We start from the raw sequence: 24,902 nt of genomic DNA, 5'->3' as shown, positions 1-24,902 counted from the left end.
TAATTTTTACAAAACATAAAAACCCATAACCATTTAAACCAATAAAGTAAGTATGAAAAAATTAATTACTCAATCTTTACTGCTCATACTATTTGGTGCAGTATATTTTACAAATGTTTTTGCTCAAGAACCTACCATAGTTTCAGGTACAGTAACAGATGCAGAAACCAAAGAACCTTTGATAGGGGTGAATATTGCTGTTAGAGGGACTATCCAAGGTACAGTTACCGACGTAAACGGGAAGTTCTCCTTGAAAATTACTCGTGCACTCCCAGTTACCTTGAGCGTATCTATTATTGGCTACCAAACTAAAGAAATAGAAATCACAGGAGCTAATTCTAACCTAAGTATAGAACTTGTCTCTCAAGTTTTATTGGGGCAGGAAGTGGTGGTATCTGCTTCTCGTGTGGAGGAGAGTGTACTCCAATCTCCTGTTTCGGTAGAAAAAATGGATATTCGTGCTATTAAAGAAACCCCGCAAGCATCTTTTTATGATGCCCTACAAAACATGAAAGGGATAGATATGAATACCCAAAGTTTGACTTTCCGTTCTGTGAACATGCGTGGTTTCAACGCCAATGGTAATACCCGTACTGTTCAGTTGATAGACGGAATGGACAATCAAGCGCCAGGGCTGAACTTCCCTGTGGGGAACATAGTAGGTATGTCAGAGTTGGACTTAGAAAGCGTAGAAGTGTTGCCTGGTGCGGCTTCCGCTCTTTACGGACCTAATGCTATCAATGGCATTATCTTGATGAACAGTAAAAATCCTTTCCAATATCAAGGTTTGAGTGCCAATGTCCGTACAGGTTTAATGAATGAAAAAACACGTTCTACACCTACTACAGGCTTCTTTGATGGAGCTATACGCTATGCCAAATCCTTCAATGACAAAGTAGCTTTCAAACTTAACGCTGCTTACCTTCAAGCACAAGACTGGCAAGCTAATGACATCAGAGACCAAGGTTTGCTCAATGGAAGTACTTTAGCCACAGGCACAAGAGAAAATAACTTAGGCTATAATGGGGTAAATATCTATGGCGATGAGACCAATGTAAATTTGCGTAACAGTCTGCGACCCAATCTCACTGCACCCGTTGCTGCTAATCCGCTTTTCGGTATCTCTCAATTGACAGGAGTGCCATTGAATACACTATTCGAGCAACTGATTCCTAACGTAAGCATTTCCAGAACGGGTTATGCAGAAAGAGATTTAGCAGACTACACTACTAAAAGTTTAAAACTTAATGCCGCCTTGCACGTAAGGCTAAGCGATAAAGTAGAGTTAATAGCTCAGGGTAACTATGGCTCTGGCACTACTGTTTACACAGGCGCAGACCGTTATGCCTTGTCTAACTTTTTCTTATACCAAGGCAAATTAGAACTGAAAGGGTCTAATTTCTTTGTAAGAGCCTATACTACAGGGGAAAACTCGGGTCAGTCTTATGCCGCAGGTATTTTAGGCTCTGGTATCAATGAGGGCTGGAAGCCAAGTCAAACATGGTTCCCTCAATACTTCCAAACCTATGCTACTGCCGCCATAGGAACTTTTGCCACTACTTTGCAAACTGCCTTGGCGCAAGGACAAACCCCTGCACAAGCCTACCAAGCAGGATTAGCCGCAGTGAATAACGGCACGAATGGCTTTCATAATGCAGCTCGTGCCTTCGCCGACCAAGGAAGAGTGCCTGCGGGTACAGCAGAGTTTGATAGAATAGCTAACGAAGTGAAAAATAGGGCTATCCCAGGTGATTTAACCAGACCGGGCAGAGTAGGTGCAAAGTTTTTAGATAAAACTGCTCTTTACCACTTTGAGGGTATGTATAACTTCAGTAACCAAATTAAATGGGCTGAGATTATTATAGGAGGTAACTATCGCGTATATGCTTTGAACTCTGAAGGAACACTATTTGCCAGAGATGATAATGGAAAAGAGTTCAATATCAATGAATATGGTTTCTACGGACAAATTGCTAAGAAGTTTGGAGAAGTATTAAAAGTTACTGCCTCTACACGCTACGATAAGAACCAAAATTTCAAGGGTCAAATTAGCCCCCGTTTGTCCTTAGTAGCTACTGCGGCAAAAACACACAATTTCAGAGCCTCTATCCAGACAGGTTTCCGTATCCCAACTACTCAAAATCAGTACATTGACTTAGCTACGCCAAGTGCGCGTTTAATTGGTGGTTTACCCTTCTTCCGTGATAGATACAGGCTCAATGAACCTGATGTATTTACATTAAGTTCTATATTAGCAGGCAATCCGCAACGTTACCAACCCAGAGAGTTCCAACCAGAAAGAGTAATTGCTTGGGAAGTAGGTTATAAAGGACTGATTAATAATAAGTTGCTTATTGATGCTTACTACTTTAATAATGTATATAAGAACTTTGATGGAGGTAGGGCAGTAGTAAAAAATCCATCAGCGGGGATTAGTGGAGCAAATACTTTTTCTTTTCCAGAAAATACCATCTTTGACGTAAAAGCACACGGTGCAGCCTTAGGAATAGATTATGCTTTTGGCAAAAGTTGGACAGCAGGCTTCAATACTGCTTACAATGAACTCCTCAATGAAGATGATTTCAAAAGAGAAGGACTACAATCTTCTTTCAATACGCCTAAGTGGAGATACAACATCAACTTAGGAAATAGAAACATAGTGAAGAACTTAGGATTTGGGCTTACCTATCGTTGGCAACAAGAGTTTGTATGGCAGTCCTCTTTTGTCAATCAAAGTTTAGCTACTTTACAGCAAAGTGTGATTCCTGCTTATGCTACCTTAGATGCACAAGTTACTTACAAGATTCCTTCTATGAAAACTTTAGTCAAAGTGGGTGGAACTAACATCTTAAATAAAGCCTACACTACCGCTTGGGGCAACCCAACCGTAGGGGCTATGTATTATGTTTCTCTTACTTTTGACCAATTTATGAACTAAGCAAAAAATATAGAGCATAAAAAAAGGGAGGCTTTTAAGAGAGCCTCCCTTTTTTTTTATACACGAACTTTTACTTGTCTGTCTGAAATTGCATTTCTTCTACACTTTCATTTCCTAACTTGTCTATTGCTCTGATGGTCAGTATATTCAGCTTTCCTGCGGGGAAATTAGTAATAGGCATGGTATAGAGTTGCTCTATGTTATTATTGAGTTTATAGTAAATCCTATCATACCCTACTTTGTCATCGGTAGCCGCTAAGAAAACTGTTACATGTCTGGGATATACGTTGATAATACCACTATTAGAAACGGGAGCATTAGGGCTAACTGCACTCAAAACTCGCTGTTCTATGGGCTTTACGCTGAAGTGAGCAAAGATTTGCGGTCCTATTTTATCTACTATGAAGTGAAATTTTTGTCTATTGCGGTTATTTACATTGTCGTAACCAAAAAACATGATTTCGTGCAATCCTTCTTTGCTGACAGTAAAAGGACTACCCAAGTAATCTATTTCATTGCTATCATCTTGACCTTGAAGGTTATAGCTAATTTGCTGGACTCCTGACTCGGCATCAGAAGCAAAAAGATTGATTTGAGTGCGGTCGCTAATATACACTGTGTCTTGCATCGTAAAAGTCTTTCCCGAGAAACTAAAACTGAGTTTAGGACCTGTCAAGTCCATATACATTGCAGTAACATCTCTTTCAAACCTTCCGCTGCCCCTGTTCCCTACTTTATCAATAGCGTAATAATTTACAAAGTGATTTCCTGCTTTAGTAGGCAGATAAAAAGCATCTTCATATTTTTTATATTCTCCTCCATCTATAGAATAGTAAATGTCTTGCACACCTGATTTATTATCTAAGGCTTGTAGTTTAAGTTTTGTCCTTCCTGAGAAATAAGTTCTCCCCCCTACTACAAAACGGTCTCCCAAGATTTCCGAATTGACTATGGGAGGGTTTTTGTCTAAGTAAATAGGCAAGATTTTTTCCTGTTCCACATTTCCCACGTTATCTACAGCACGATAGGTAATCACATGCTCATTGTCTGATAGTGTTCGCAAATCAAAAGGATTGGTATAAGTACGGTAAGTAGGCTCATCATCTATTTTATATTCTATTTTTTTTACTCCTGCCCCTGCATCTGTAGCAGAAAGAGCGATTTGAGTACGTGGCGAGATAACATCACCAAGTAAATCTATCCTAAGGCTCGGCTCTGAAATAGGAGGCGTTAAATCCACCATGAATCTACGCACTTGTGGCTTCTCTGCATTGCCTACTCGGTCCACCGTATAAAACTGATACAAGTATTCCTTTTCTTTCTCAAAACTAACTGTACCTTTATATTCCTGATAATCAGACTTGTCTAAGGAGCTATATATTTGTTGTACCCCAGACATCTCATCAGTGGCAGTCAAGGAAGCGGTCAGTCCTTTCCCAAAAAATTGCACTTTTTTCTCAGGGTGATAGTAAGAGAGAGCATTCTGAAATTTGATAGATGAAATAGGAGCTATCCCATCGGCATAGATTACAAAGCGAATCTCATCTCCTGCTTGTTTTCCTTTGGTAATAGGGTGGCGAATAAAATGCTTTCCATGACCATCTAAATAAAAGGCATTTTGCTGAGGATTTTTAGTCGTTGTTTGTAGGCGTACCCTTTCTTCTCCTTCGGAAGTAGTGCTTAAAAAAAGGTAAACAGGTAGAGAAACATGTTGAAAATAGCGACCTTGCTCGTCTATGTATTTGGTCTTTGTGTGTACTCGAGGTTGTTGAGCAAAACTATCACTCAACGACAAAATAGATAGAAAAATACAAGAAAAAATTAGCTTTCTCATAGAGAAATTAAGGATTAGTAAGAGGTAAAACTTGAAAATGAACGCACTTGCTTTGCAAATATATTAATAAAACTTGTCCAAGTTATTATCGCAAATTTAAAGATAAGAGAAATTTATGAAATTATATCCTTTATTGTAGATGAATGTGTATAAAAATATAAGTCAGATAGCTTAGAAAAATTGAGATAAAAAAGGTGATTACTTTCTTATGTAAAAAAGTAATCACCCCTTAGTAGCCATTATGAAATAATGATGAAAAGATTAATACATGGCTTTGATTCTGCCTATCTCATTGATGCGTCTGAGAGCCATTTCCATAGCTACTTCTTGGGCATTGCGACCTTGTGAAAGCGAAACATTTAGTACTTCTAAGGTTTTTTCATAGATTGTTTCTGTTTGTGCCTTTGCCCATGCTTGGTTATAGCTACCATTTACCTCAGTAGCAATATTTATTACCCCGCCTGCATTAATCAGAAAATCAGGAGCATAGACAATGCCTCGCTTTAGACACTCTTGTCCATGTATTTTTTCATCTTTGAGTTGATTGTTGGCGCAGCCTGCGATGATAGTACATTTCAGGCGGTCAAGCGTATCATCATTGACAGTTGCACCCAAAGCACATGGAGAGTAAATATCCATATCTAAATCATAAATAGTTTCTTTATCAACTACTTCTACCTTGTATTTATTTGCCACTGCTTTGATTCTATCTTCATAAATGTCTGTGATAAATACCTTGCTACCCTCTTTGGTCAAGTAATCTACTAATACTTCGCCTACGTGTCCAACTCCTTGAATCGCAATACGTTTACCTGCTAAGCTATCGCTACCATATACCTTTTTTGCAGCGGCTTTCATGCCCATATAAGTACCGTAAGCAGTCATAGGGGCTGGGGCGCCGCTTCCTCCTAAGTAATGAGGCAGTCCTGTAACGTATTTTGTTTCCATACTGATATATTCCATATCTTTCTCTGTCATGCCTACATCTTCTGCTGTCAAATACTTACCATTCAAGTTTTTAACAAACTTCCCATAGATTCGTAGTAATGCTTCTGACTTATCTTTACGCGGATTGCTAATGATTACCGCTTTACCACCGCCTAAGTTCAGTCCTGCAATCGCATTCTTAAAGGTCATGCCCCTTGATAGACGAAGCACATCATTGAGGGCTTCTTGCTCTGTAGCATAGTTCCACATTCTTACTCCTCCTAAGGCAGGTCCTAAAATACTGCTATGTACTGCAATAATTGCTTTTAAACCAGACTGAGGGTCATTACAAAATACGATTTGCTCGTGTCCCATTTGAGCAAGGGTATCAAAAAGAGCGACTGTTTTTTCTTGCTCTTTTACGGCTAAGGTTGTTGATTCTAACATTTTGATTTTAAGTATTTTACGTTTTTTATTGGTTAAGATAGCACAAAGGTAAGTAATTTTCACCTTTAAGACTACTTTACAGTCTATCAATTTTATGCTCAAAATAAAATGATTTTTCAATTCCTTTCTCTTGCTAAGAAAGGGACTTTGGTTCTCTGACACTTTTTCCAATGAACAATACTACATCTAACTTTAAGCCCGTAGGGCTGTCATCTTGGTAGAAAAGAGTAAGTCCAACCCACCTACAGCAAGGTCGTAGGCGTGAAATATGCCACCGCTGCGCGGTTTTATTCATTATTTTCTACAAAAATAGTACACCTATGGTGTTAGTCTGAAAGTCCAATGCTTACCTAAGTTTTACACGGAAAGTGTCAGAGAACAGGGATTTTGGAGTAAAGAAAATTTCAAAAACACTTTTGATGGAGTATAAAATAGCAGAAGTTTTTTATTTAACCTAATATCATGTACTTTTGCGGGCAAATAAGATTAGTCATTTTAACCATAGAAATTTTGCTTACAGATTTTGGATTTATTTTGTTATTTATCATCGGTGCAATAATCTTTGTACCATTAGCGTTATTTATTTCGAGTTTGCTAAGTCCGAAACGTCCCAATGAGGAAAAATTAGCTGCTTATGAGTGTGGAGAAGACACGGTAAACCATGCTTCTGGTCAGTTTAATAGCAGATTTTATGTAGTTGGATTGATATTTATGCTATTTGAGGCGGAGTTAGTTTTTCTTTTTCCTTGGTCAGTAGTTTTTGGGAAAAAAGCATACATCAAAAGTACAGATGGACTGTGGGGGTGGTTTAGTTTTTCAGAAATGCTAATTTTTATTTTGATTTTGGCATTGGGTTTGGTGTATATATGGAAAAAAGGATTCTTAGATTGGGTAAAACCAATGATTCACCTGAAGACCAATGCTTTACCAACTAAGTACAAGGCATTTAATGATAAAACTGATACTTTAACCAATAAGTGAGATGCAGAAATGGGCGCATCAAATGAACTAACTTAAACATTACTAAAAAATTTTCTTTTTAGGAAAATTGGAATTTACAACCTAAATTATCATGTATTCTATTATATTTTGCCTTATATCATCTTTTGTTATTACTTACTTTCTTACACCAGAGATTATCCATGTAGCTCATGCCAACGAGTATCACGACGAACCTGACGAGAGGAAAATACACTCTCATAAAGTGCCTCGCTTTGGAGGCATCGCAATCTATTTAGGATTTATTCTTTCCATGTTGGTATGGTCATTTATCCAAGACCAATTTGTCAATATCCAATATTTTGCAGCGGCGATTACAGGCGTTTTTATTGTGGGTTTGCGAGATGACTTTATGCCACTCAGCCCCACTGTAAAGGTTACTATCGAAACTATTGCCGCTTTCTTGATAATGTACTTAGGGGATATTCGCCTTACTTCTTTGCATGGCTTTTTAGGTGTCTATGAAATCAATGAGTATTGGGGCTATGCAGTTACCTTGCTGACAGTCATTGTAGTTACCAATGCTTTCAATTTGATAGACGGCATAGACGGCTTAGCAGGAACGATTAGCATTATCATCTTTTGTTTTTATGGCGGTTGGTTTTTCATGAATCATAACTATACTACAGCAATTATTTGTTTTAGTATGATAGGAGCATTGATTGGTTTCTTGATTTACAACTATCGTACTCATATTTTCATGGGAGATAGCGGTTCGCTGATTTTAGGCTTTACTGCCGCTACCCTTACTATTAGCTTTATCAATCAGAATGCAGTCATGAAAACTACCAATGTGTTGCATTTTCTCAGCCCTGTTAGCTTGGTTTCCTGTATTTTGGTTTATCCTTTGTTTGATACTTTGAGAGTATTTGTTATTCGTATCTTAGAAAAACGTTCTCCTTTCTCCCCAGACCGCAACCACTTGCATCATTTACTCATAGATGCCAAATTAAGCCATATCCAAGCTACTTTGATAGTAAGTTTGGTCAATGTTTTCTTTATTATCTTTGCCGTACTTACCGATGGGAAGAATGACAATATCCTCGTGCCTATTGTGGTGTTTACTGCCTTTTTACTCAGTACTTTACTCAAAGTCATAGTAAATAAAATCAATGGCAAAGAAAAAGTCATAGAAGCCGAGGTAAATCCCAAAATTACTCACTTACAGATAAATAAGCAAGTGAAGTAATTTCTTATGCAAAAGAGAAAGAAATAATTTTATTACTAATTGTTTCTTTTTTCTAATTCTTTTATAATGTTTGCATTGGTTTCTGAAGAAAAATCAATGACTCATCATCAACAAATCACCCATAGCAGAGTTTTAGTAACAGGCGGTGCGGGCTTTATCGGCTCAAATCTCTGCGAAACCTTATTAGCCCAAGAGAATGAAGTTGTTTGCTTAGACAATTTTTCTACGGGAAGATATGCTAACATTAACCATTTACTTGCTAATAAAAAATTCACGCTCATAGAGGGAGATATTTGCCATGCCCAAGATTGCCAAAAAGCACTTGCAGGGGTAGATTACGTCTTACACCAAGCCGCTCTGGGTTCCGTACCTCGCTCTATTTACGACCCTATGGCTACTACCCAAGTCAATGTAGGTGGTTTTGTCAATATACTCCATGCCTCAGTCCGAGCCAAAGTAAAGCGATTTGTCTATGCTTCAAGTTCCTCTGTTTATGGAGATTACCCGTACTTACCCAAAATAGAGCAGCACATAGGCAAACCACTATCACCTTATGCAATTTCTAAATATACCAACGAACTGTATGCTCAAAATTTTTCAGAACTCTATGGTATTCAGTGCATCGGCTTGCGATACTTCAATGTATATGGGAAAAATCAAAATCCAGAAGGAGAGTACAGTGCAGTCATTCCTCGTTTTATTTCCCAACTTATCCGACACCAATCGCCTGTTATCAATGGAGACGGTAAGCAATCCCGTGATTTCACTTATATAGAAGATGTTGTCCAAGCCAATCAATTAGCCATAACTACAAAAAATGAAAATGCACTGAACCAAATATATAATATTGCTTTTAATGGTCAAACTACTTTAATAGAATTATATAATACATTAATTGACTTGCTTACGCCTTTGGATAGTCGGATTGCTTCTGTCCAACCTATTTTTGGTACAGAACGCAAAGGAGATGTGCGGCATAGCTACGCTTCCATAGAGAAAGCAAGGCAACTGCTTGGCTATCAGCCCAGATATAGCATTAAAGATGGGCTTGAAAAAACAATTCAATGGTATTGGGAAAACCTAAAATAAAGCATGACTTTCAAGGAAACTATCGAGTATCTTTATACAAAATTGCCTATGTTTCAACGCATAGGAGAAAAGGCTTATAAAAAAGACCTACATAATACTCTTGCTCTTTGCCAATATGTAGGCAATCCACATTTCCAATTCAAGTCAGTTCATATTGCAGGAACAAATGGGAAAGGCAGTTCCTCTCACCTCATTGCCTCAATTTTGCAGAGTGCAGGCTATAAAACAGGACTTTACACCTCTCCACATCTAAAAAGTTTTACAGAACGCATCAAGGTCAATGGCGAAGAAGTCGAGCAGGAGTTTATCATCAATTTTGTAGAAAACATGCAGCAAGCCATTGCCACCATAGAGCCTTCCTTTTTTGAACTCACTACCGTCATGGCATTTACGTATTTTGCTCAAAAGCAAGTAGATATAGCAGTGATAGAAACAGGTTTGGGGGGAAGATTGGACAGCACTAATGTGATTAGCCCAGAGGTTGCTCTAATTACCAATATTAGCTATGACCACCAAAATATTCTTGGAAACACCTTACAAGAAATTGCTTTTGAAAAGGCAGGAATCATCAAAAATCATGTTCCTTGTGTCATTAGCGAGTTGCAGGAAGAAGTTAAAACAGTTTTTAAAGACAAAGCCATGCAAACCCAAAGTCCTATTTTCTTTGCTTCGGAAGAGTACCAAATAAATTCATATTATTTTGATAACCAGCATACAAGCTATGAAGAAGGTGATTTTTTTGATATTATAAAAAAAATAGATGAAGAAAAAGAAACTGTTTTTTTATCTCATCTTACCTGTCCACTTAAAGGAGGCTATCAGGAAAAAAATCTATGTGGCGTAATCAAGACTATAGAATTACTGGAAAATTATCAAATAAGCAAAGAGCATATTCGGAACGGCATAGAAAAAGTAGTCAGCCTAACAGGGCTTAAAGGACGTTGGCAAATACTGAATAAAAAGCCTTTAACTGTTTGTGATACTGGACATAACGAAGCAGGAATTAGGCAAGTCGTCAAACAGCTTAAAAAACTTCACTACGAACACTTACACATCGTCTTTGGTGTGGTAAATGACAAAGACCTGAGCAAAATTTTAGCTATACTTCCTACTGAGGCTTACTATTATTTTTGCAAACCTAACATTATGAGAGGCTTAGACGCATTTATCTTGCAGCAACAAGCCGCTACTTATGGCTTGCAAGGCGAGGTCATACCAGAGGTATTAACTGCTTACCACACTGCACAACGCAAAGCAAGAGAAAATGACGTTGTTTTTATTGGAGGCAGTACCTTTGTAGTCGCAGAGGTGTTAGAATGAGCATTTTACTAACTTTTATATGCTCTCCTATGAGATTTTTTATTACAAATTTTTCAAAAAAATACTAAAATATTTGCAATTTATTCAAATATACCTACATTTGTACCCAACAATTCATTTGTTCTTGTAACAGCCTTCAAAATAGTCCACATTTTGTTTGTGTTTCCTTACAAAGGCAAATTTATAAAGAACGAAGTGAGAGAACAGGCTCTATGACCTTCTGGCAACCCCTCACAAGAGAAAGGTGCCAATTCCTGACCTAAAAATCATTTTGGGAAATATAAATTTTTAAATCACCATGAACTCAAAAACATCTTTTTTGCCCTTAGTGGGTATTTTGGAACTTCCAAAAAATAATCACTTGTTAAATCCTTCTGCGATGAGGTGTTGCTGTTGTTGTTGCTAATCATTCCTTTTCTATTTTTCTGGAAATCCAATGATACGTGAGCTAAGTAAGTTCATCTACCTCTTGTCTATTAAGTAATTCAACAAAAATAATCGTTCTTTCAAAATTTATAACTAATTTATAACTAATACTTTATAATTTTAAAAAGAACGCTTGAAAAAGTTGAGTTACTTATATATTTGCCTTTAAGCTAATAAATAATTGATAAACAGTGTCTTTGCCTAAAACAAGGATACGTTTAATCTGCACACTTATTTAGAAAATTTAATAAACTACTAAACAAACAAAAATGAAAAATATTTTCAAATCGATTCTTTACATAGGGGCAGTTTTTTTCCCATTATTTTTATCAGCACAAGACAAACCCGTGATTAATGCAACAGTTTCAGGTAGAGTAGTTGATGCTCGCACCAATGAAAACTTAGTAGGTGTAACTATCGCTATCAAAGGCACTACCAACGGAGCGACGACTGATGCCAACGGAGAGTTCGCCTTAATTACGGGGCAGAAACTTCCTTTTACGGTGATAGTTTCTTATGTGGGTTATTTGAAAAAAGAACTTGTTATTAGCGAAAGCAGTGTAGAAATCAAATTAGAGGAAAATGTCAATGAACTGGCAGAGGTAGTTGTTACCTCGAGAAGGCGACAAGAATCCGTGCAGGAAATTCCTCTCCCTGTGTCGGTTATTCGTGGATTTACAGTAGAAGACGCGGGTGCATTCAACGTAAACCGCTTGAAGGAGTTAGTGCCTACCGTACAGCTTTACTCTTCCAATCCACGAAATACTACTTTGAATATCAGAGGCTTAGGCTCTACGTTTGGTTTGACTAATGATGGCATAGACCCTGGCGTAGGCTTTTATGTGGACGGGGTGTATTATGCTCGCCCTGCTGCCGCTACGCTTGACTTTATTGACATAGAGCAAATAGAAGTGCTTAGGGGACCACAAGGCACACTTTTTGGGAAAAATACTACAGCAGGTGCTTTTAATATTACTACCCGCGCACCAAGTTTTGAAACAGGGGGGGCGTTTGAAGTCAGTTATGGAAATTATGGCTTTATTCAGTCAAAAGCCTCTATCACAGGAGCATTAAGCAAGCATGTTGCAGGTCGTTTCTCTTTTTCAGGTACGCATAGAGATGGCACACTCTACAATGTGAGAACTGATAAATCTGAAAATACGCTAAATAATTTAGGCTTCAGGGGACAGCTATTATTCAAACCCACTGAAAATCTAAATATCACATTCATAGGAGATTATTCAAGACAAAGACCAAGCGGCTATGCCCAAGTTATTGCAGGAGTAGTAACTACCCAACGTCCCGCTTACCGCCAATTTAACAGCATCATTGCTGATTTGGGTTACAAACTGCCAAGTACCAATCCTTTTGACCGAATTATAGACACCGATTCTCCTTGGCGTTCAGGCAATGACCTTGGAGGGGTGTCGGTGAATATAGATGCAAAAGTAGGGAATGGTAAACTCACCGCTACTTCTGCTTGGCGTTTTTGGGATTGGGACCCTATGAATGACCGTGATTTTACGGGGCTTCCTGTACTTTCCAAATCCCAAGCAACTTCAAGGCATACCAACTGGTCGCAGGAGATTCGCTATGCTGGGGATTTTTCTCCCAAACTGAGTGGGGTAGTCGGTGTATTTTTCATTGGACAAAACTTGGTAAGTAAACCCGCCCACATAGAAGAAGCAGGTGCGGCACAGTGGAGATTCTCTCAAAGTTCTACTTCTGCTTTATGGCGTACACCAGGGTTGTTCGAGGGTTTGGGCATCAAAACAACTTCTACACTAAATACATTAGGAGCGGCGGCTTTTGGACAAATTGACTATGCAATTACGGACAAATTACACGTTTTAGGTGGTATTCGTTTTAACTACGATAAAAAGGACGTGGATTACAAGCGAGAAACCTATGGAGGTTTGCAAACTTCTGACCCCGCCTTGCTTGCCTTGAAGAATGCTGTTTATACCAACCAAGCCTTTAAAGTAAATGTAGAAGAAAACAATTTTTCAGGGCAACTTACTTTGGCTTACAAACCTTTTAAAGGATTTCACACTTTTGCAACTGTTTCTAATAGTTACAAGCCTGTGGGGGTAAACTTGGGTGGTTTGCCAACCGCAAGCGGAGAAGTCCTGACTGACTTGGCAAGGATAAAACCTGAGTATGTAACTCATTTTGAGTTTGGTATAAAAACAGAACCCAGCAAACAATCAACTTTCAATGTAGTCTTTCATAATACAGACATCAAAGATTTCCAAACCCAAGTCCAAACCGCCGAGGTAGGGGTAAACAGGGGCTATCTTTCTAATGCAGAAAGAGTAAGGGTCATAGGCATAGAATTGGACGGAAGCATTAGAGTAAGCAATTACTTTTCCTTGAATGGCGCGCTTGCTTACACTGATGGGAAATATGTTTCCTTCAAAAATGCCCCTGTACCTTTGGAAGAAACAGGAGGTGCATCTGCATTCAAAGACATCTCAGGAGGAGATTTACCTGGGATTTCCAAATGGGCGGGTTCTTTGGGAGGCGAAGTGTCCACCAGAGGAAACTTTTTAGGTTTAAAAGGCAGGTTTTTTCTTGCTTTAGACAACTTTTATCGTTCTTCTTTTTCATCAAGCCCTTCTCCATCTAAATTTCTGAACATAGATGGCTATGCGCTGGTCAATGTACGAATAGGTTTTCGCGCTTCTAATGGTATTTCCATGCTCTTGTGGGGACGCAACCTCTTTAATCAAAACTATTTTGAGCAACTCCTCCCTGCGGCAGGGAACGCAGGGCATTATGGGGCAGTCTTGGGCGACCCAAGAACGTATGGGATTACTTTGAGATATGTGTTTTAAGTCTTAGGAAAAATTTAAAACTACATCAATTTATTGACAAACCATTTAACTTTGTTGGTAGTCTTAAAAGTGTAACCCTAATCAAGGCAAGTCAGATTTTTAATTTAGCTTGCTTTATAACTAACAACTAATTTATAATCAAATAGATATGTCAAAAAAACGAATTATACTACAAGAAGATTGGGTGATTGTTTCTCTGGGTTTCATTATCATTTGTCTTTCTATTTTTGCTTTTACCCTGCCTGTGCCTATTTTTTCTTGGAAAGACAGCAAAGACCTTTTTGAAAAGGTGCTTGCTGCTCAGAATTTACTTTTGATTACTTTCCAATTTTTATATACCTTAAGTATCTTTATGGTAGGAGCATGGTTGATGAACAAACCTCTGAAAAACATATTTTTAGCATTCCCCATAGTTTATTTATTAACCATACTTGCTATGATTATTGCAGGGAATAGCCAAGTCAAAGACTTGAATTTAGAAGCTGTCATTTTTAGTTTGAGTATTGGCTTACTTATTGGAAACGCCGCTAAACTTCCAAAATGGTTCACCCATGCACTTTCTGCTGAGTTTTTTGTAAAAATTGGCTTGGTGCTTTTAGGAACAACGGTGATTTTTTCAGATATTCTCAAAGCAGGTGCTTTGGGTTTGGTGCAGGCTTTGGTAGTGGTGCTAAGTGTCTGGTATGTAGCCTATTGGCTTTGCAAAAAACTCAAAGTAGATGATGAAATGACCATGATGATAGCCAGCGCGGTATCTATTTGCGGCGTTTCTGCCGCAATCGCTACGGCAGGAGCTATCAAAGGCAACACCAAAAAACTCTCTTATGTGATTTCTTTAGTATTGATTACTGCTATCCCTATGATGATTTTCATGCCCTATCTGGCTAATTATTTGGGGCTATCTCAGGAAGTTACGGGTGCATGGCTCGGTGGAAGCATTGACACGACGGGCGCAGTGGTAGCTTCTGGAAGTTTAGTAGGTGAAACTGCCTTGAAAGTCAGCACCATAGTCAAGTTTTCTCAAAATGTACTGCTTGGGCTTGCTGCTTTCGCTATCAGTGTGTATTGGACATATACCAAAAAGATAGATGAAAGTAGGAAAACCTTGAAGCCTACTTGGAGCGTAATTTGGGAGCGTTTCCCCAAGTTCGTCTTGGGATTTATGTTAGCTTCTCTTTTATTCTCCTTTTTCTTAAATCCAATTCTTATCAATAAGGTAAAGGATAGCTTAAAAAACATTCAAACTTTTTGGTTTGTCCTTGCCTTCACTTGCATTGGTTTAGAAACCAAATTTGCCGATATTTTTAATTCCGAAAGCACAAAACCGCTTTATGCTTTTCTATTGGCACAAACTTTTAACATACTGATTACTCTGGTATTAGCGTATTTACTGTTCGGGTAGCAAGCAAGGAATGTTTTGCTTGGTTTAAGCACAAAAAAACTCATTACAAATTTTTTAAAAAATCACTAAAATATTTGTAATTTATTTAAAACTGACTATATTTGCAGTCAATAATTCATTTGTTATTGTAACAATCTCCCAACCATCTACATTGGGTTGCTGATTACAAAGGCAAATTTATAAAGAATGAAGCGAGAGAACAGGCTCTATGACCTTCTGGCAACCTCTCTGACATACTTGCAAAGAGAACGGTGCCAATTCCTGACCTAAAATAATTTTTGGGAAATATAAATTTTAAAAATCACCATGAAGACAAAACAGTTTTTCTCACAACATTCAAATCTCAAAACCCTCTCTTCGGGTAATTTTTCTTCTATTCTATTCGCTTCATCTGCCGTGATGAATGTTGCTTGCTGTTGTTGTTGCTGTTGTTAAAATTCCTCATTGTGTTTGGGTTTTGTAAAAAGTGCTATTAGGCATTGGTTTTCCCTATTGCTTAAATAGCCTTAGCTACAGAATACCTCACCCGCAAAGGCAGTTTTCCTGCCCCAAAATCTCATTATCTTATCAATGAGCAATTAACAATTAACAATAAGCAAAAACTATTTAGCTATCAAACTATTTCAAACCATACCAAACAGAAATAAAGGAATAACTTTAAACTTAACTATATGCAAAGTTTTAGAACAGAATTAGAATTGGAAAACCCTGTAGTAGAGCAGGACATCATCAAATTAGAAAAGCAAATCAGACTTTACAGAGAAGGCAAAATAGATGAGGACAAGTTTCGCAGTCTGCGTCTGGTTAGAGGCATTTACGGTCAAAGACAGCCGGGCGTGCAAATGATTCGCATTAAATTCCCACAAGGGAAAATTACTTCTCAAAAACTATTCAGAGTTTCTGATGTAGCGGATACCTACTCCAACGGAATTTTACACTTAACTACAAGGCAAGATATTCAAATTCACTATGTTAGCTTAGATGTTACCCCCCAGCTTTGGGCAGAATTAGAGCAAGATGAAATCACCATCAGGGAGGCTTGTGGCAATACAGTCCGCAATATTACGGCTTCTGCTTTTGCAGGCATTGACTATTACGAGCCTTTTGATGTTTCGCCTTATGCTCAAAAAATGTTTGAATACTTTTTAAGAAACCCTATCTGTGGGGATATGGGGCGCAAAATTAAAATTGCCTTCTCCTCAAGCGAAGTAGATTCTGCTTTTACTTTTATGCACGACTTTGGTTTCATTCCTAAAATTCAGATTCGCAATGGTCAGAAAATCAAAGGCTTTAAAGTTTTAGTAGGCGGTGGCTTAGGGCAACAACCTGTTCATGCCTTTACTGCTTTTGAGTTTTTAGAAGAAGAAAAAATCATTCCTTTTACCGAAGCCGCTTTAAGGGTTTTTGATAGATATGGAGAAAGAAACAAGCGCATGCAAGCGCGTTTGAAGTTCTTAATCAAAGAGTTAGGGCAAGAGGAATTTCTCAGATTAGTAGAAAAAGAACAAAAGTCTTTGCTAAATCAAGTAGTCCGAGTTTCCAACTCGGAAAATGAAGAAAAATATCTTCTTAATACTTTATCAGAAATTGCTATTCGTACCGAGCATATAGCTGCAAACAAGCAAGCCAAATATTCCCTTTGGAAAACCACCAATACTTTTCGCCAAAAGCAAACAGGCTACTATGCAGTAGGCATAAAAATCACACAAGGGAACATTAGCACTGCTTTGGCTCGCAAAATTGCCCATATTGCTGACATCTATACAGGCGATGATATGAGGATTACGGCAAGCCAAAACCTGCTTTTACGCTTTGTTCCAGAAGCAAACTTGCCTTTTATTTTCAACTACTTAGATGAAATCGGCTTAGCAAATGTGGGCTTTGAAACTACTTTTGACGTAACTACCTGCCCCGGTACGGTAACTTGTAACTTGGGGGTGGCAAGTAGTATGGGTTTGGCAGAAGTTTTGGAGGAAATTTTGGTCAAAGAATACCCTCAATTTGCTACTAATCGCCAACTTAGCATTAAAATCAGTGGTTGCATGAATGCTTGCGGTCAGCATGTCATTGCCAATATTGGTTTTCAAGGAATGTCAATGAACATTGGGAAAGCGGTTGCGCCTGCCTTCCAAGTAGTCTTAGGTGGTGGCGTACTTTCCAACGGACAAGGGCAGTTTGCAGAAAAAACCTTGAAAGTTTTGAGCCGCAGAACCCCTGATGCTTTGCGTACTTTACTCAATGATTATCAGGCAAATAAATTGGAAAATGAGTTATATAACGACTATTACCAACGTCAAGGGAAAAAATATTTCTTTACGCTTTTGGCTCCTTTTGCAGATACTTCCAATGTGGCAGAGGAGGAGTTGATAGATTGGGGGAATGAGGATTCTTACCAAAAAGCAGTAGGGATAGGCGAGTGTGCAGGGGTCATCATTGACCTGATTTCCACTTTGTTCGTAGAAACAGAAGAAAAAATAGATACTGCTGAGCTTGCCCTCGATGCGGGACAGTTGGCAGATGCCGCTTACCATACTTACAATGCCATGATTTACACTGCTAAAGCGTTGCTTATCAGCATAGAAGCTAAAACAAATTCTCACCAAAGTATCATTGATGGATTTGATAGAGAATTTATACAGACAGGGAAAATTGACTTGGGAAGTTCTTTTGCTGAGCTTGCCTTGCAAGTAGCAGAGCAAGTACCAATGTATTCATTTGTAAGTAATTATTTAAGAAAAGCCAAAGAGTTTTTGCTCAAAGCAAAGGGATATAGAAATTCAGTTTTGAGTTAGCAGTGATGTGTTATCTTCTTATTTTATTTGTGTTTTACGTGATAACACGTAAAACACTGAAGAATAACTTGTTACAATGGTTTACACAAATTAACAAAAAGACAACTTTTCATGTCATGTGTTATCACATGAAAAGCCAATTAACAACTAAAAATTTAAACAAACTAACAGATAAATTATATGAAAGTATCTCCAAAATTAACCTTAGTAGGTGCGGGTCCTGGCGACCCAGATTTAATCACAGTCAAAGGATTAAAAGCCATTGCAGAGGCAGATGTAGTGTTGTATGATGCCTTGATTAGCGAAGAACTGCTCATTTATGCCCCACAAAGAGCTGTAAAACTTTTTGTAGGGAAACGTGCTGGTTATCAATCTTTTAAACAAGATGAAATCAATCAGTTAATTATTTCTCATGCCTTCCAATACGGTCATGTGGTAAGGCTCAAAGGCGGCGACCCTTTTGTGTTTGGTAGGGCAAGCGAGGAGATAGAGGCAGCAGAAAGTTTTGGAATTCCTGTGGAAGTGATACCAGGACTTTCCTCAGCCACTGCAATTCCTTCTCAGTTACAAATTCCTCTTACCCAACGCAATGTCAGCAGAGGTTTCAGGGTAATGACTGCTACTACTACCGACAACGAATTGAACGAAGACATAAATAACGTAGTAAAATCAAATGACACCGTGATAATATTAATGGGGTTACACAAATTAGAAAAAATAGTACAGGTCTATCAAGACCATGCCAAAGGCGACCTTCCTGCGGTCATAGTGCAGAATGGTACTTTGCCCGATGAGAAAATAGTAGCAGGGCGAGTGCAAGACTTGGTGAGTTTAGCAAAGCAGGAAGAAATTGGCGCACCTGCTATCATTGTGATAGGAGAGTCTGTGGAGTTTTTTGTAAAGCAAAGAAAGGCAGTAGTGGAGTTGGCAAAATTATAAGCGAAAAAAGTATATTTGGATAGATTTTATCTGTTCCACTAAAAATTTTAAAGTCATGTCCACTATCCAAATTGTACTTATCATTATCGTAGGTATTTTGTTATTAGTTTTAGGTATTTATAAGGGCTATGGGTTGCTCATTTTGCTTGGCTTGGCAGTAGCAATTTTTGGACTATACCAGAGCTATCAAAAAACAGTGGCTTTTGAGGAAGAAATCAATCAGAAATTGGTAACTCCTTATTTTACATTGATTTCCGAAGGGAAAATAGAAGAAGCCTATGAAAAATTCACGACCAAAGCGTATAAAGCTAAGTATGCTTTGGCAGACTACCAAGCCAATTACCAAAGACTTCAAACAGAAAAAGGCAAACTTAATCGGTGGAAGATTTTTGGTAAGGAGGAAAGTACCAATATCATAGACGGTTCGTCTTTGTTGCGAGTGAAAGTAGATTGCTACTTTGGAGAAAGCAACTACTTCATTAACATTGTCTTAGACCTTAAAACTGATGCTCAGGGCAATTATAAGGTAGATGGCTTTTTTATGAAAAATTTGAGTGGCGGGTATCCAGGTCCTTGGTAAAATAATTTCAACTGTATGATTTAGAAAATTGTACTCCAAAAATAAAAATATGAGCAATTTATTATATCCTATATTTTTAAAATTAGACAAAGTACCAATTTTGGTAGTGGGAGGCGGGAATGTAGCCTTAGAAAAAGTGTCGTTTATGTTCAAGTCCAGCCCCAATGCTAAAGTTACTTTGATTGCGCCAGAAATCAAAGAGGAAATCCTTGAATATCAAGGAGAATACTCCTTAAAAATTAAGAAAAGAAAATTTGAAAATTCAGATTTGGAGGGGTTTCAGGCATTGATAGTAGCCACAGAAGACAAGCTACTCAACTACCAAATTTGGCAGGAAGCAAAAAGACGCAATCTTGTTGTCAATGTGGCAGATACGCCTGATTTGTGCGATTTTTATTTGGGGAGCATTGTTACCAAAGGAGATTTGAAAATTGCTATCTCGACCAATGGGAAGTCGCCTACTTTTGCCAAGCGATTCAGAGAAATTTTGGAAGAGGCTTTACCAGAAGAAATAGAAGAATTGTTGGACAATTTGCAGCAGTTTAGAAATAGTTTGAAAGGAGATTTTGAAACAAAGGTCAAAAAACTCAATGAGCTAACTGCTTCATTGATTGAGAACTGAGATGAAAATTAAAAGACTTACGCTGTTTGTTTGCTTATGGTTAAGTGGGCAGAGTGTTTTTGCACAAAACTTGAAACAAGTAATAGATAGAGAGCAAGTTTGGACTGCTTACTTCAACCAAACAAGGTTCACTAACAAACTTGGTTTTTGGTTTGATGGGCATTTGAGGCGTACAGATAATTTTTTAGAAAAATGGTCGACAGGTATCGCTCGCTTTGGGCTTACTTACTATGTCAATGACCATATAAAACTCACTGCGGGCTATGCTTATATTAATCATTTTCCAGCAGATGGGCATAAAAATATTTCTCAGCCAGAGCATCGTCCTTGGCAACAAGTGCAGTGGCATACAAATTCAAAAAGAATGAAAATAATGCAATGGTTCAGGTCAGAGCAACGTTTTCGGCAAAAAATCAAAAGTGATGATGAGTTGGCAGAGGGTTATAATTTCAATTACCGATTTCGTTATAATTTTTCACTCGCAGTAGCATTAGGAAAAAGGAATTTTGAGCCTCAAAGTCTAAGTTTTATTTTCAGTAACGAACTCCATATCAATTTAGGAAAGGAAATTACCTATAATACTTTTGACCAAAACAGACTTTTTTTAGGTTTAGGTTATCAAATTTCTCCCAATGCTCAGCTTCAGTTAGGCTATATGAACATTTTTCAACAACTTTCATCGGGAAATAAATATTACAATAATCACACTATCAGGGCTTTTGTCTTTCATACTCTTGATTTGAGAAAAAAGGAGTAAACAAATTTGACAAAACAATTCAAAACTGTATCAACGAGAATAAACAAGAAACTACAAACTATATAAAAGGAACAATTAAATTAGCAAACAATGAAAATTGGATTATTTTACGGTTCAGACACAGGAAAAACTAAGGAAGTTGCTGAGAAAATAGCAGATTTGGTCGGCACAGAAAACATAGACATCTACAATTGGGCAGATACCAATCCTCAAAAAATTCTTGATTATGAATATCTTATTTTTGGTGCGCCTACTTGGTACGATGGAGAGTTGCAAGCTGACTGGGAAACTAACCTACCTGCTCTTAGCAAATTAGATTTTTCAGGGAAAAAAGTAGCCATTTATGGGCTTGGCGACCAATATGGTTACGCTGAGTATTATCTTGATGCGGTGGGAACTATTGCTGACGTAGTAACAGCCCAAGGCGGAGAAATTTTGGGACTTTGGTCGACTGAGGGCTATGAACATACTGCTTCTAAGGGAGAAAGAGACGGCTATTTCTTGGGTTTGGCATTGGACGAGGATAATCAGCCAGAACTTACCGAAGAACGTCTTAATGCTTGGTTAGCACAGGTTTGGCAGGAGTTTGGTTTTGAAGTAGAGATAGAGGCGTAGCGGTTTTGAGCAGATAAATACTTTGTCAAAGTATCAAAACTTTGACAAAGTACAAAAATTTATCCTGTTACTTTACGAAGTATTTTAGCCTAATTACCTCTTGCTCAGTAAGGTATCTCCATTCTCCTCTGGTAAGTCCTTTCTTTGTAAGTCCTGCATAGCTTACTCGGTCTAAGCGTAGTATCTCATAGCCTAAATGCTCAAAAATACGACGAACTATTCTATTCTTACCGCTATGTATGTGCATTTCTAAGGCAGAGCCATCGTCAGAAATCACAGATAGCTTATCAGGCTTAATGTTACCGTCTTCTAATTCTATACCTTCTACAATTTTGTTGAAATCGTCTTCTGTAATTGGCTTGTCTAAAAGAATTTGATAAACTTTTTTGATATTATTAGAAGGGTGTGCCAATTTTTCTGCCAATGCCCCATCGTTAGTGAGTAATAGCAAGCCTGTGGTATTGCGGTCAAGTCGCCCTACGGGATAGATGCGTTCGTTGCAGGCTTTTCTTACTAAATTCATAACTGTTTTTCTTCCTTCTGGGTCATCAGTAGTCGTGATATGGTCTTTGGGTTTGTTAAGTAACACATAAACAATGCGTTCTCTTTTCAAAGGCTCATCGTCTAAATACACGGAATCTGTGGGCTTTACTCTATAGCCCATTTCCGTCATTACTTGACCATTGATTTTTACTCTACCTTTTTGTATGAGTTCATCGGCTTCTCTGCGCGAGCATACTCCCGCATTAGCGATGAATCGGTTTAGTCGTACTTCGCCTCCATCACCTTTCACTTCCTCAAAGGAAACATCTTGCTCCTTGCGATTTATTCTCTTGCGTTTTGTTTTTTCTTTGTTTGCTAAATCTTGTTCTATGTCTTTGAATTTCTTTAAGTCATAATCTGGCGTTTTGATATTCTTTTTTTTGGCTTTTTCCTTTCTTTCTTTGAAGTCCTTTACTACATCTTCTTTTTGCTGAGGTCTTTGAGAGGAAAGTCTGCCATTTCTACCAAACTTATTTTTAGTACTATTGCTATCTCCATAGCTAAAGTCCTCAAACTCTAACTTAGTGTTTTTGTTACTAAATCTTTCCTTTTTTTCAAAAGGTTTGTTTTCTTTATCATAGGACTTATTGTAAGTACGGTCTTTCTTTTCAAAAGACTTATTTTCTTTGCTATACGGTTTGTCGTAAGACTTTTCCCTCTTTTCAAAAGGTTTGCTTTCGTCAAATCCTCTGCGCTTAGGCTCAAAGGATTTCCCGTTGCGTTCACTACTTCCCTCTTTCTTTCTAAAAGGTTTGCCGTTAGATTTTTCCTTTCCAAACTTATTTTCTTTTTTCTCAAAAGGTTTTCCGTAAAAGTGGTCGCCGTCTTGCTGCATTTCATTTTTGTGGCGATTATTTTGAGATTTAAAGTTAGATTTGCGAGTTTGGGTTCCTGTCAATTCTTCTATGTCATACTCTTTGTTTTGGGCTGTGCGAATACCTGATTTTTTCTTGAAAGTTCCATCTTTCTTGTCAAAACTGTTGTTTGATTTTTTATCAAACTTTGTACCTTTGCTAAATGCCTCTTTCCTATTGGCGGAGTTATTTTTTGCGCCTGATTTATTTTCTTCATTGCGCTTTCCCAAGCGTGAAGAACGAGATTTCTTATCTCTGTAATTGTTTTCCATGTTTTGTTTTATCTTTAAACCTAAATTGTGAGGGGATGTTACCCGCCTGCTGATTTATTTTACTGCTGATTGCCTATCTCACTTGCATCACTACTAAAGTCTTTGGGTGTAGGTAGTTCTTTGAGGTCATTGATTCCCAAATAATCCATTAGTTTGGCACTTGTGCCGTATAGGAGGGGTCTGCCGATGGCTTCTGACTTCCCTTTGATTTCGATAAGTTCTTTTTCTAATAGCTTCTGAATTGCATAATCACACCCTACTCCTCTAATTTGCTCTATTTCGTTTTTGCTGATAGGCTGTTTGTATGCAATTACTGCCAAAGTTTCTAATGCCGCATTAGAGAGGCGTTTTTTTGACTTTTGTTTGATTTGTAGGCTTATGATAGTCTGATACTGAGGTTTTGTAAGCATCTGATAGCCGCCACCTGTGTAAAATACTTGAAATGCAAAATCTTCGCTTTGATATTTGCTAATAAGCTCATGAATACCTGCCTCTATATGCTCGTTAGGTACTTCTGTATCCAATAGTTCTGATAAACATAGCCTAATTTCTTCAATTTTAATCGGCGTCGATGAACAGAATATAAGGGCTTCAATATGGGTTGTAAGAAAGCGAGAAGTCTGTAACATAAGTTAGGCGTAAAACAACAAGCCTTAAAAACTTTTGCAAAGTTCTTAAATTTTTTGCTAATTGCAAAATGTAGTACAAAAAAAGGTTGAGATAAGCCAATCCCAACCTTTTGTATTCTTTAGCTACCTTTTTTCGCTTCAATAGAGTATTGAGTATGTGGCACAGCCCTCAGCCTTTCCTTGGGTATTAATTTGCCTGTGCTTACACAAATGCCATAAGTACCATTTTTGATTCTTACAAGGGCATTTTCTAACTGTGTAACATACTTCTGTGTACGAGCCGCAAGCTGGTTAAGTTGTTCTTTTTCAAGTGCATCGGCACCATCTTCTAATGACTTCATGCCGTTTACATTGTCGTCTTCGCCTGTGGCGCGCCTATTCATAGACTGTTTGAGGTGAGAAAGTTTGTCTTTTGACTCTTTTAGCTTGGCTAATAAAAGTTCCTCAAATTCCTTTAACTCTGCTTCTGAGTAGCGAACTTTTTCTCCTGTTGTTGATGACTTCATAAGCGTCTTGGTTTAAAATTAACTCAGAGATGAAACCCTCTTGATTATATATGGTTTAAAATAGGTAAAGTAATATTAAGCAGTGATGAATTGGGGTTTAATCTTTTTTTAATAAGTATTACGTGATTACTTAGAAAAAGGTTTGGCTATACGCTAACTTATTAAAATACAAATTAATATTGTACTAAATTTTCTAAGACAAGTCCAAAATTGCAGTAAATTATCTAATTGCTCGCAAAAATATACTTTTTTTTGTAATTCAAAATAAAAAGTACAATTTTTAAAAAAATTTATCTCATAGCACTACTCCCACTACCAACACATCATCTATCTGTTTTTCTTTACCTTGCCACCATGCAAGCCTTTTCTCCAAAATCTGCCCTTG

19 protein-coding genes and 2 riboswitches are annotated in these 24,902 nt (G+C 37.8%); of the genes, 13 read left to right on the top strand and 6 right to left on the bottom strand.

The window, feature by feature from the left end; all coding sequences use genetic code 11:
- Positions 1 to 52 precede the first annotated feature (52 nt).
- Positions 53 to 2,938, top strand: coding sequence for a TonB-dependent receptor (locus tag BM141_RS16965; protein ID WP_091548658.1), 2,886 nt, complete (start codon positions 53 to 55; stop codon positions 2,936 to 2,938).
- A 70-nt stretch (positions 2,939 to 3,008) separates the two neighbouring features.
- Here the strand turns inward: BM141_RS16965 and BM141_RS16960 are convergent, their stop codons facing one another.
- The 3 genes from BM141_RS16960 to BM141_RS23055 all read right to left on the bottom strand — a co-directional run bounded on the left by BM141_RS16960 (position 3,009) and on the right by BM141_RS23055 (position 6,441).
- Complete coding sequence (locus BM141_RS16960) at positions 3,009 to 4,772, bottom strand: OmpL47-type beta-barrel domain-containing protein (RefSeq protein ID WP_091548657.1); 1,764 nt, start codon at positions 4,770 to 4,772, stop codon at positions 3,009 to 3,011.
- A 261-nt stretch (positions 4,773 to 5,033) separates the two neighbouring features.
- Complete coding sequence (locus tag BM141_RS16955) at positions 5,034 to 6,146, bottom strand: Glu/Leu/Phe/Val family dehydrogenase (protein ID WP_091548672.1); 1,113 nt, start codon at positions 6,144 to 6,146, stop codon at positions 5,034 to 5,036.
- Positions 6,147 to 6,279: 133 nt separating this feature from the next.
- Positions 6,280 to 6,441, bottom strand: a complete 162-nt coding sequence (locus BM141_RS23055; protein WP_177217425.1) for a hypothetical protein — start codon at positions 6,439 to 6,441, stop codon at positions 6,280 to 6,282.
- Between the two features lie 167 nt (positions 6,442 to 6,608).
- Between BM141_RS23055 and BM141_RS16950 the strand changes: the two genes are divergently transcribed.
- The 12 genes from BM141_RS16950 to fldA all read left to right on the top strand — a co-directional run bounded on the left by BM141_RS16950 (position 6,609) and on the right by fldA (position 21,713).
- A complete protein-coding gene (locus tag BM141_RS16950) occupies positions 6,609 to 7,127 on the top strand; it encodes an NADH-quinone oxidoreductase subunit A (RefSeq protein ID WP_245764091.1) in 519 nt (172 codons plus the stop codon).
- A gap of 91 nt (positions 7,128 to 7,218) precedes the next feature.
- The gene (locus BM141_RS16945; RefSeq protein WP_091548656.1) at positions 7,219 to 8,334 is read left to right on the top strand and encodes an MraY family glycosyltransferase; all 1,116 of its coding nucleotides are present in this window, start codon (positions 7,219 to 7,221) and stop codon (positions 8,332 to 8,334) included.
- Positions 8,335 to 8,430: 96 nt separating this feature from the next.
- Positions 8,431 to 9,423: an SDR family oxidoreductase gene (locus BM141_RS16940; protein WP_091548670.1), complete on the top strand. Its 993-nt coding sequence runs from the start codon at positions 8,431 to 8,433 to the stop codon at positions 9,421 to 9,423.
- Positions 9,424 to 9,426: 3 nt separating this feature from the next.
- Complete coding sequence (locus BM141_RS16935) at positions 9,427 to 10,743, top strand: bifunctional folylpolyglutamate synthase/dihydrofolate synthase (protein WP_091548655.1); 1,317 nt, start codon at positions 9,427 to 9,429, stop codon at positions 10,741 to 10,743.
- A gap of 178 nt (positions 10,744 to 10,921) precedes the next feature.
- A riboswitch (SAM riboswitch) is annotated at positions 10,922 to 11,030 on the top strand.
- 408 nt (positions 11,031 to 11,438) lie between these two features.
- A complete protein-coding gene (locus tag BM141_RS16930; protein WP_091548654.1) occupies positions 11,439 to 14,006 on the top strand; it encodes a TonB-dependent receptor in 2,568 nt (855 codons plus the stop codon).
- 148 nt (positions 14,007 to 14,154) lie between these two features.
- Positions 14,155 to 15,408, top strand: a complete 1,254-nt coding sequence (locus tag BM141_RS16925; RefSeq protein WP_091548653.1) for a YeiH family protein — start codon at positions 14,155 to 14,157, stop codon at positions 15,406 to 15,408.
- Positions 15,409 to 15,582: 174 nt separating this feature from the next.
- Positions 15,583 to 15,702, top strand: a riboswitch (SAM riboswitch).
- Positions 15,703 to 16,079: 377 nt separating this feature from the next.
- A complete protein-coding gene (locus tag BM141_RS16920; protein WP_091548652.1) occupies positions 16,080 to 18,200 on the top strand; it encodes a HEPN domain-containing protein in 2,121 nt (706 codons plus the stop codon).
- A gap of 180 nt (positions 18,201 to 18,380) precedes the next feature.
- Positions 18,381 to 19,139, top strand: a complete 759-nt coding sequence (gene cobA, locus BM141_RS16915) for a uroporphyrinogen-III C-methyltransferase (RefSeq protein WP_091548651.1) — start codon at positions 18,381 to 18,383, stop codon at positions 19,137 to 19,139.
- 55 nt (positions 19,140 to 19,194) lie between these two features.
- Positions 19,195 to 19,719 (top strand): hypothetical protein, encoded by a 525-nt coding sequence (locus tag BM141_RS16910; protein WP_091548650.1) that lies wholly within the window; start codon positions 19,195 to 19,197, stop codon positions 19,717 to 19,719.
- 49 nt (positions 19,720 to 19,768) lie between these two features.
- Complete coding sequence (locus BM141_RS16905; protein ID WP_091548669.1) at positions 19,769 to 20,341, top strand: precorrin-2 dehydrogenase/sirohydrochlorin ferrochelatase family protein; 573 nt, start codon at positions 19,769 to 19,771, stop codon at positions 20,339 to 20,341.
- 1 nt (position 20,342) lies between these two features.
- Positions 20,343 to 21,098 (top strand): DUF2490 domain-containing protein, encoded by a 756-nt coding sequence (locus BM141_RS16900; RefSeq protein ID WP_091548649.1) that lies wholly within the window; start codon positions 20,343 to 20,345, stop codon positions 21,096 to 21,098.
- A 90-nt stretch (positions 21,099 to 21,188) separates the two neighbouring features.
- Complete coding sequence (gene fldA, locus BM141_RS16895) at positions 21,189 to 21,713, top strand: flavodoxin FldA (protein WP_091548648.1); 525 nt, start codon at positions 21,189 to 21,191, stop codon at positions 21,711 to 21,713.
- Between the two features lie 67 nt (positions 21,714 to 21,780).
- Here fldA and BM141_RS16890 read toward each other — a convergent pair whose 3' ends face one another.
- The 3 genes from BM141_RS16890 to BM141_RS16880 all read right to left on the bottom strand — a co-directional run bounded on the left by BM141_RS16890 (position 21,781) and on the right by BM141_RS16880 (position 24,517).
- Positions 21,781 to 23,382 carry a pseudouridine synthase gene (locus tag BM141_RS16890; protein WP_245764090.1) on the bottom strand — a complete coding sequence of 534 codons (1,602 nt, stop codon included), beginning with the start codon at positions 23,380 to 23,382 and terminating at the stop codon, positions 21,781 to 21,783.
- A gap of 59 nt (positions 23,383 to 23,441) precedes the next feature.
- Positions 23,442 to 24,011, bottom strand: coding sequence for an SMC-Scp complex subunit ScpB (scpB, locus tag BM141_RS16885; protein ID WP_091548647.1), 570 nt, complete (start codon positions 24,009 to 24,011; stop codon positions 23,442 to 23,444).
- Between the two features lie 119 nt (positions 24,012 to 24,130).
- Positions 24,131 to 24,517: a TraR/DksA family transcriptional regulator gene (locus tag BM141_RS16880; RefSeq protein WP_091548646.1), complete on the bottom strand. Its 387-nt coding sequence runs from the start codon at positions 24,515 to 24,517 to the stop codon at positions 24,131 to 24,133.
- Positions 24,518 to 24,902: the final 385 nt, after the last annotated feature.

Source organism: Thermoflexibacter ruber, from assembly GCF_900113045.1.
Classification (GTDB): domain Bacteria; phylum Bacteroidota; class Bacteroidia; order Cytophagales; family Thermoflexibacteraceae; genus Thermoflexibacter; species Thermoflexibacter ruber.
Note: the sequence above shows the minus strand (reverse complement) of the source record. Positions and strands in the feature narration are given on the sequence as shown.

Excerpts from the sequence above, each read along its gene's own strand:
- BM141_RS16965 (WP_091548658.1), top strand. The coding sequence starts at position 53 with ATGAAAAAATTAATTACTCAATCTTTACTGCTCATACTATTTGGTGCA.
- BM141_RS16960 (WP_091548657.1), bottom strand. The coding sequence starts at position 4,772 with ATGAGAAAGCTAATTTTTTCTTGTATTTTTCTATCTATTTTGTCGTTG.
- BM141_RS16955 (WP_091548672.1), bottom strand. The coding sequence starts at position 6,146 with ATGTTAGAATCAACAACCTTAGCCGTAAAAGAGCAAGAAAAAACAGTC.
- BM141_RS23055 (WP_177217425.1), bottom strand. The coding sequence starts at position 6,441 with ATGAATAAAACCGCGCAGCGGTGGCATATTTCACGCCTACGACCTTGC.
- BM141_RS16950 (WP_245764091.1), top strand. The coding sequence starts at position 6,609 with ATGTACTTTTGCGGGCAAATAAGATTAGTCATTTTAACCATAGAAATT.
- BM141_RS16945 (WP_091548656.1), top strand. The coding sequence starts at position 7,219 with ATGTATTCTATTATATTTTGCCTTATATCATCTTTTGTTATTACTTAC.
- BM141_RS16940 (WP_091548670.1), top strand. The coding sequence starts at position 8,431 with ATGACTCATCATCAACAAATCACCCATAGCAGAGTTTTAGTAACAGGC.
- BM141_RS16935 (WP_091548655.1), top strand. The coding sequence starts at position 9,427 with ATGACTTTCAAGGAAACTATCGAGTATCTTTATACAAAATTGCCTATG.
- BM141_RS16930 (WP_091548654.1), top strand. The coding sequence starts at position 11,439 with ATGAAAAATATTTTCAAATCGATTCTTTACATAGGGGCAGTTTTTTTC.
- BM141_RS16925 (WP_091548653.1), top strand. The coding sequence starts at position 14,155 with ATGTCAAAAAAACGAATTATACTACAAGAAGATTGGGTGATTGTTTCT.
- BM141_RS16920 (WP_091548652.1), top strand. The coding sequence starts at position 16,080 with ATGCAAAGTTTTAGAACAGAATTAGAATTGGAAAACCCTGTAGTAGAG.
- cobA (WP_091548651.1), top strand. The coding sequence starts at position 18,381 with ATGAAAGTATCTCCAAAATTAACCTTAGTAGGTGCGGGTCCTGGCGAC.
- BM141_RS16910 (WP_091548650.1), top strand. The coding sequence starts at position 19,195 with ATGTCCACTATCCAAATTGTACTTATCATTATCGTAGGTATTTTGTTA.
- BM141_RS16905 (WP_091548669.1), top strand. The coding sequence starts at position 19,769 with ATGAGCAATTTATTATATCCTATATTTTTAAAATTAGACAAAGTACCA.
- BM141_RS16900 (WP_091548649.1), top strand. The coding sequence starts at position 20,343 with ATGAAAATTAAAAGACTTACGCTGTTTGTTTGCTTATGGTTAAGTGGG.
- fldA (WP_091548648.1), top strand. The coding sequence starts at position 21,189 with ATGAAAATTGGATTATTTTACGGTTCAGACACAGGAAAAACTAAGGAA.
- BM141_RS16890 (WP_245764090.1), bottom strand. The coding sequence starts at position 23,382 with ATGGAAAACAATTACAGAGATAAGAAATCTCGTTCTTCACGCTTGGGA.
- scpB (WP_091548647.1), bottom strand. The coding sequence starts at position 24,011 with ATGTTACAGACTTCTCGCTTTCTTACAACCCATATTGAAGCCCTTATA.
- BM141_RS16880 (WP_091548646.1), bottom strand. The coding sequence starts at position 24,517 with ATGAAGTCATCAACAACAGGAGAAAAAGTTCGCTACTCAGAAGCAGAG.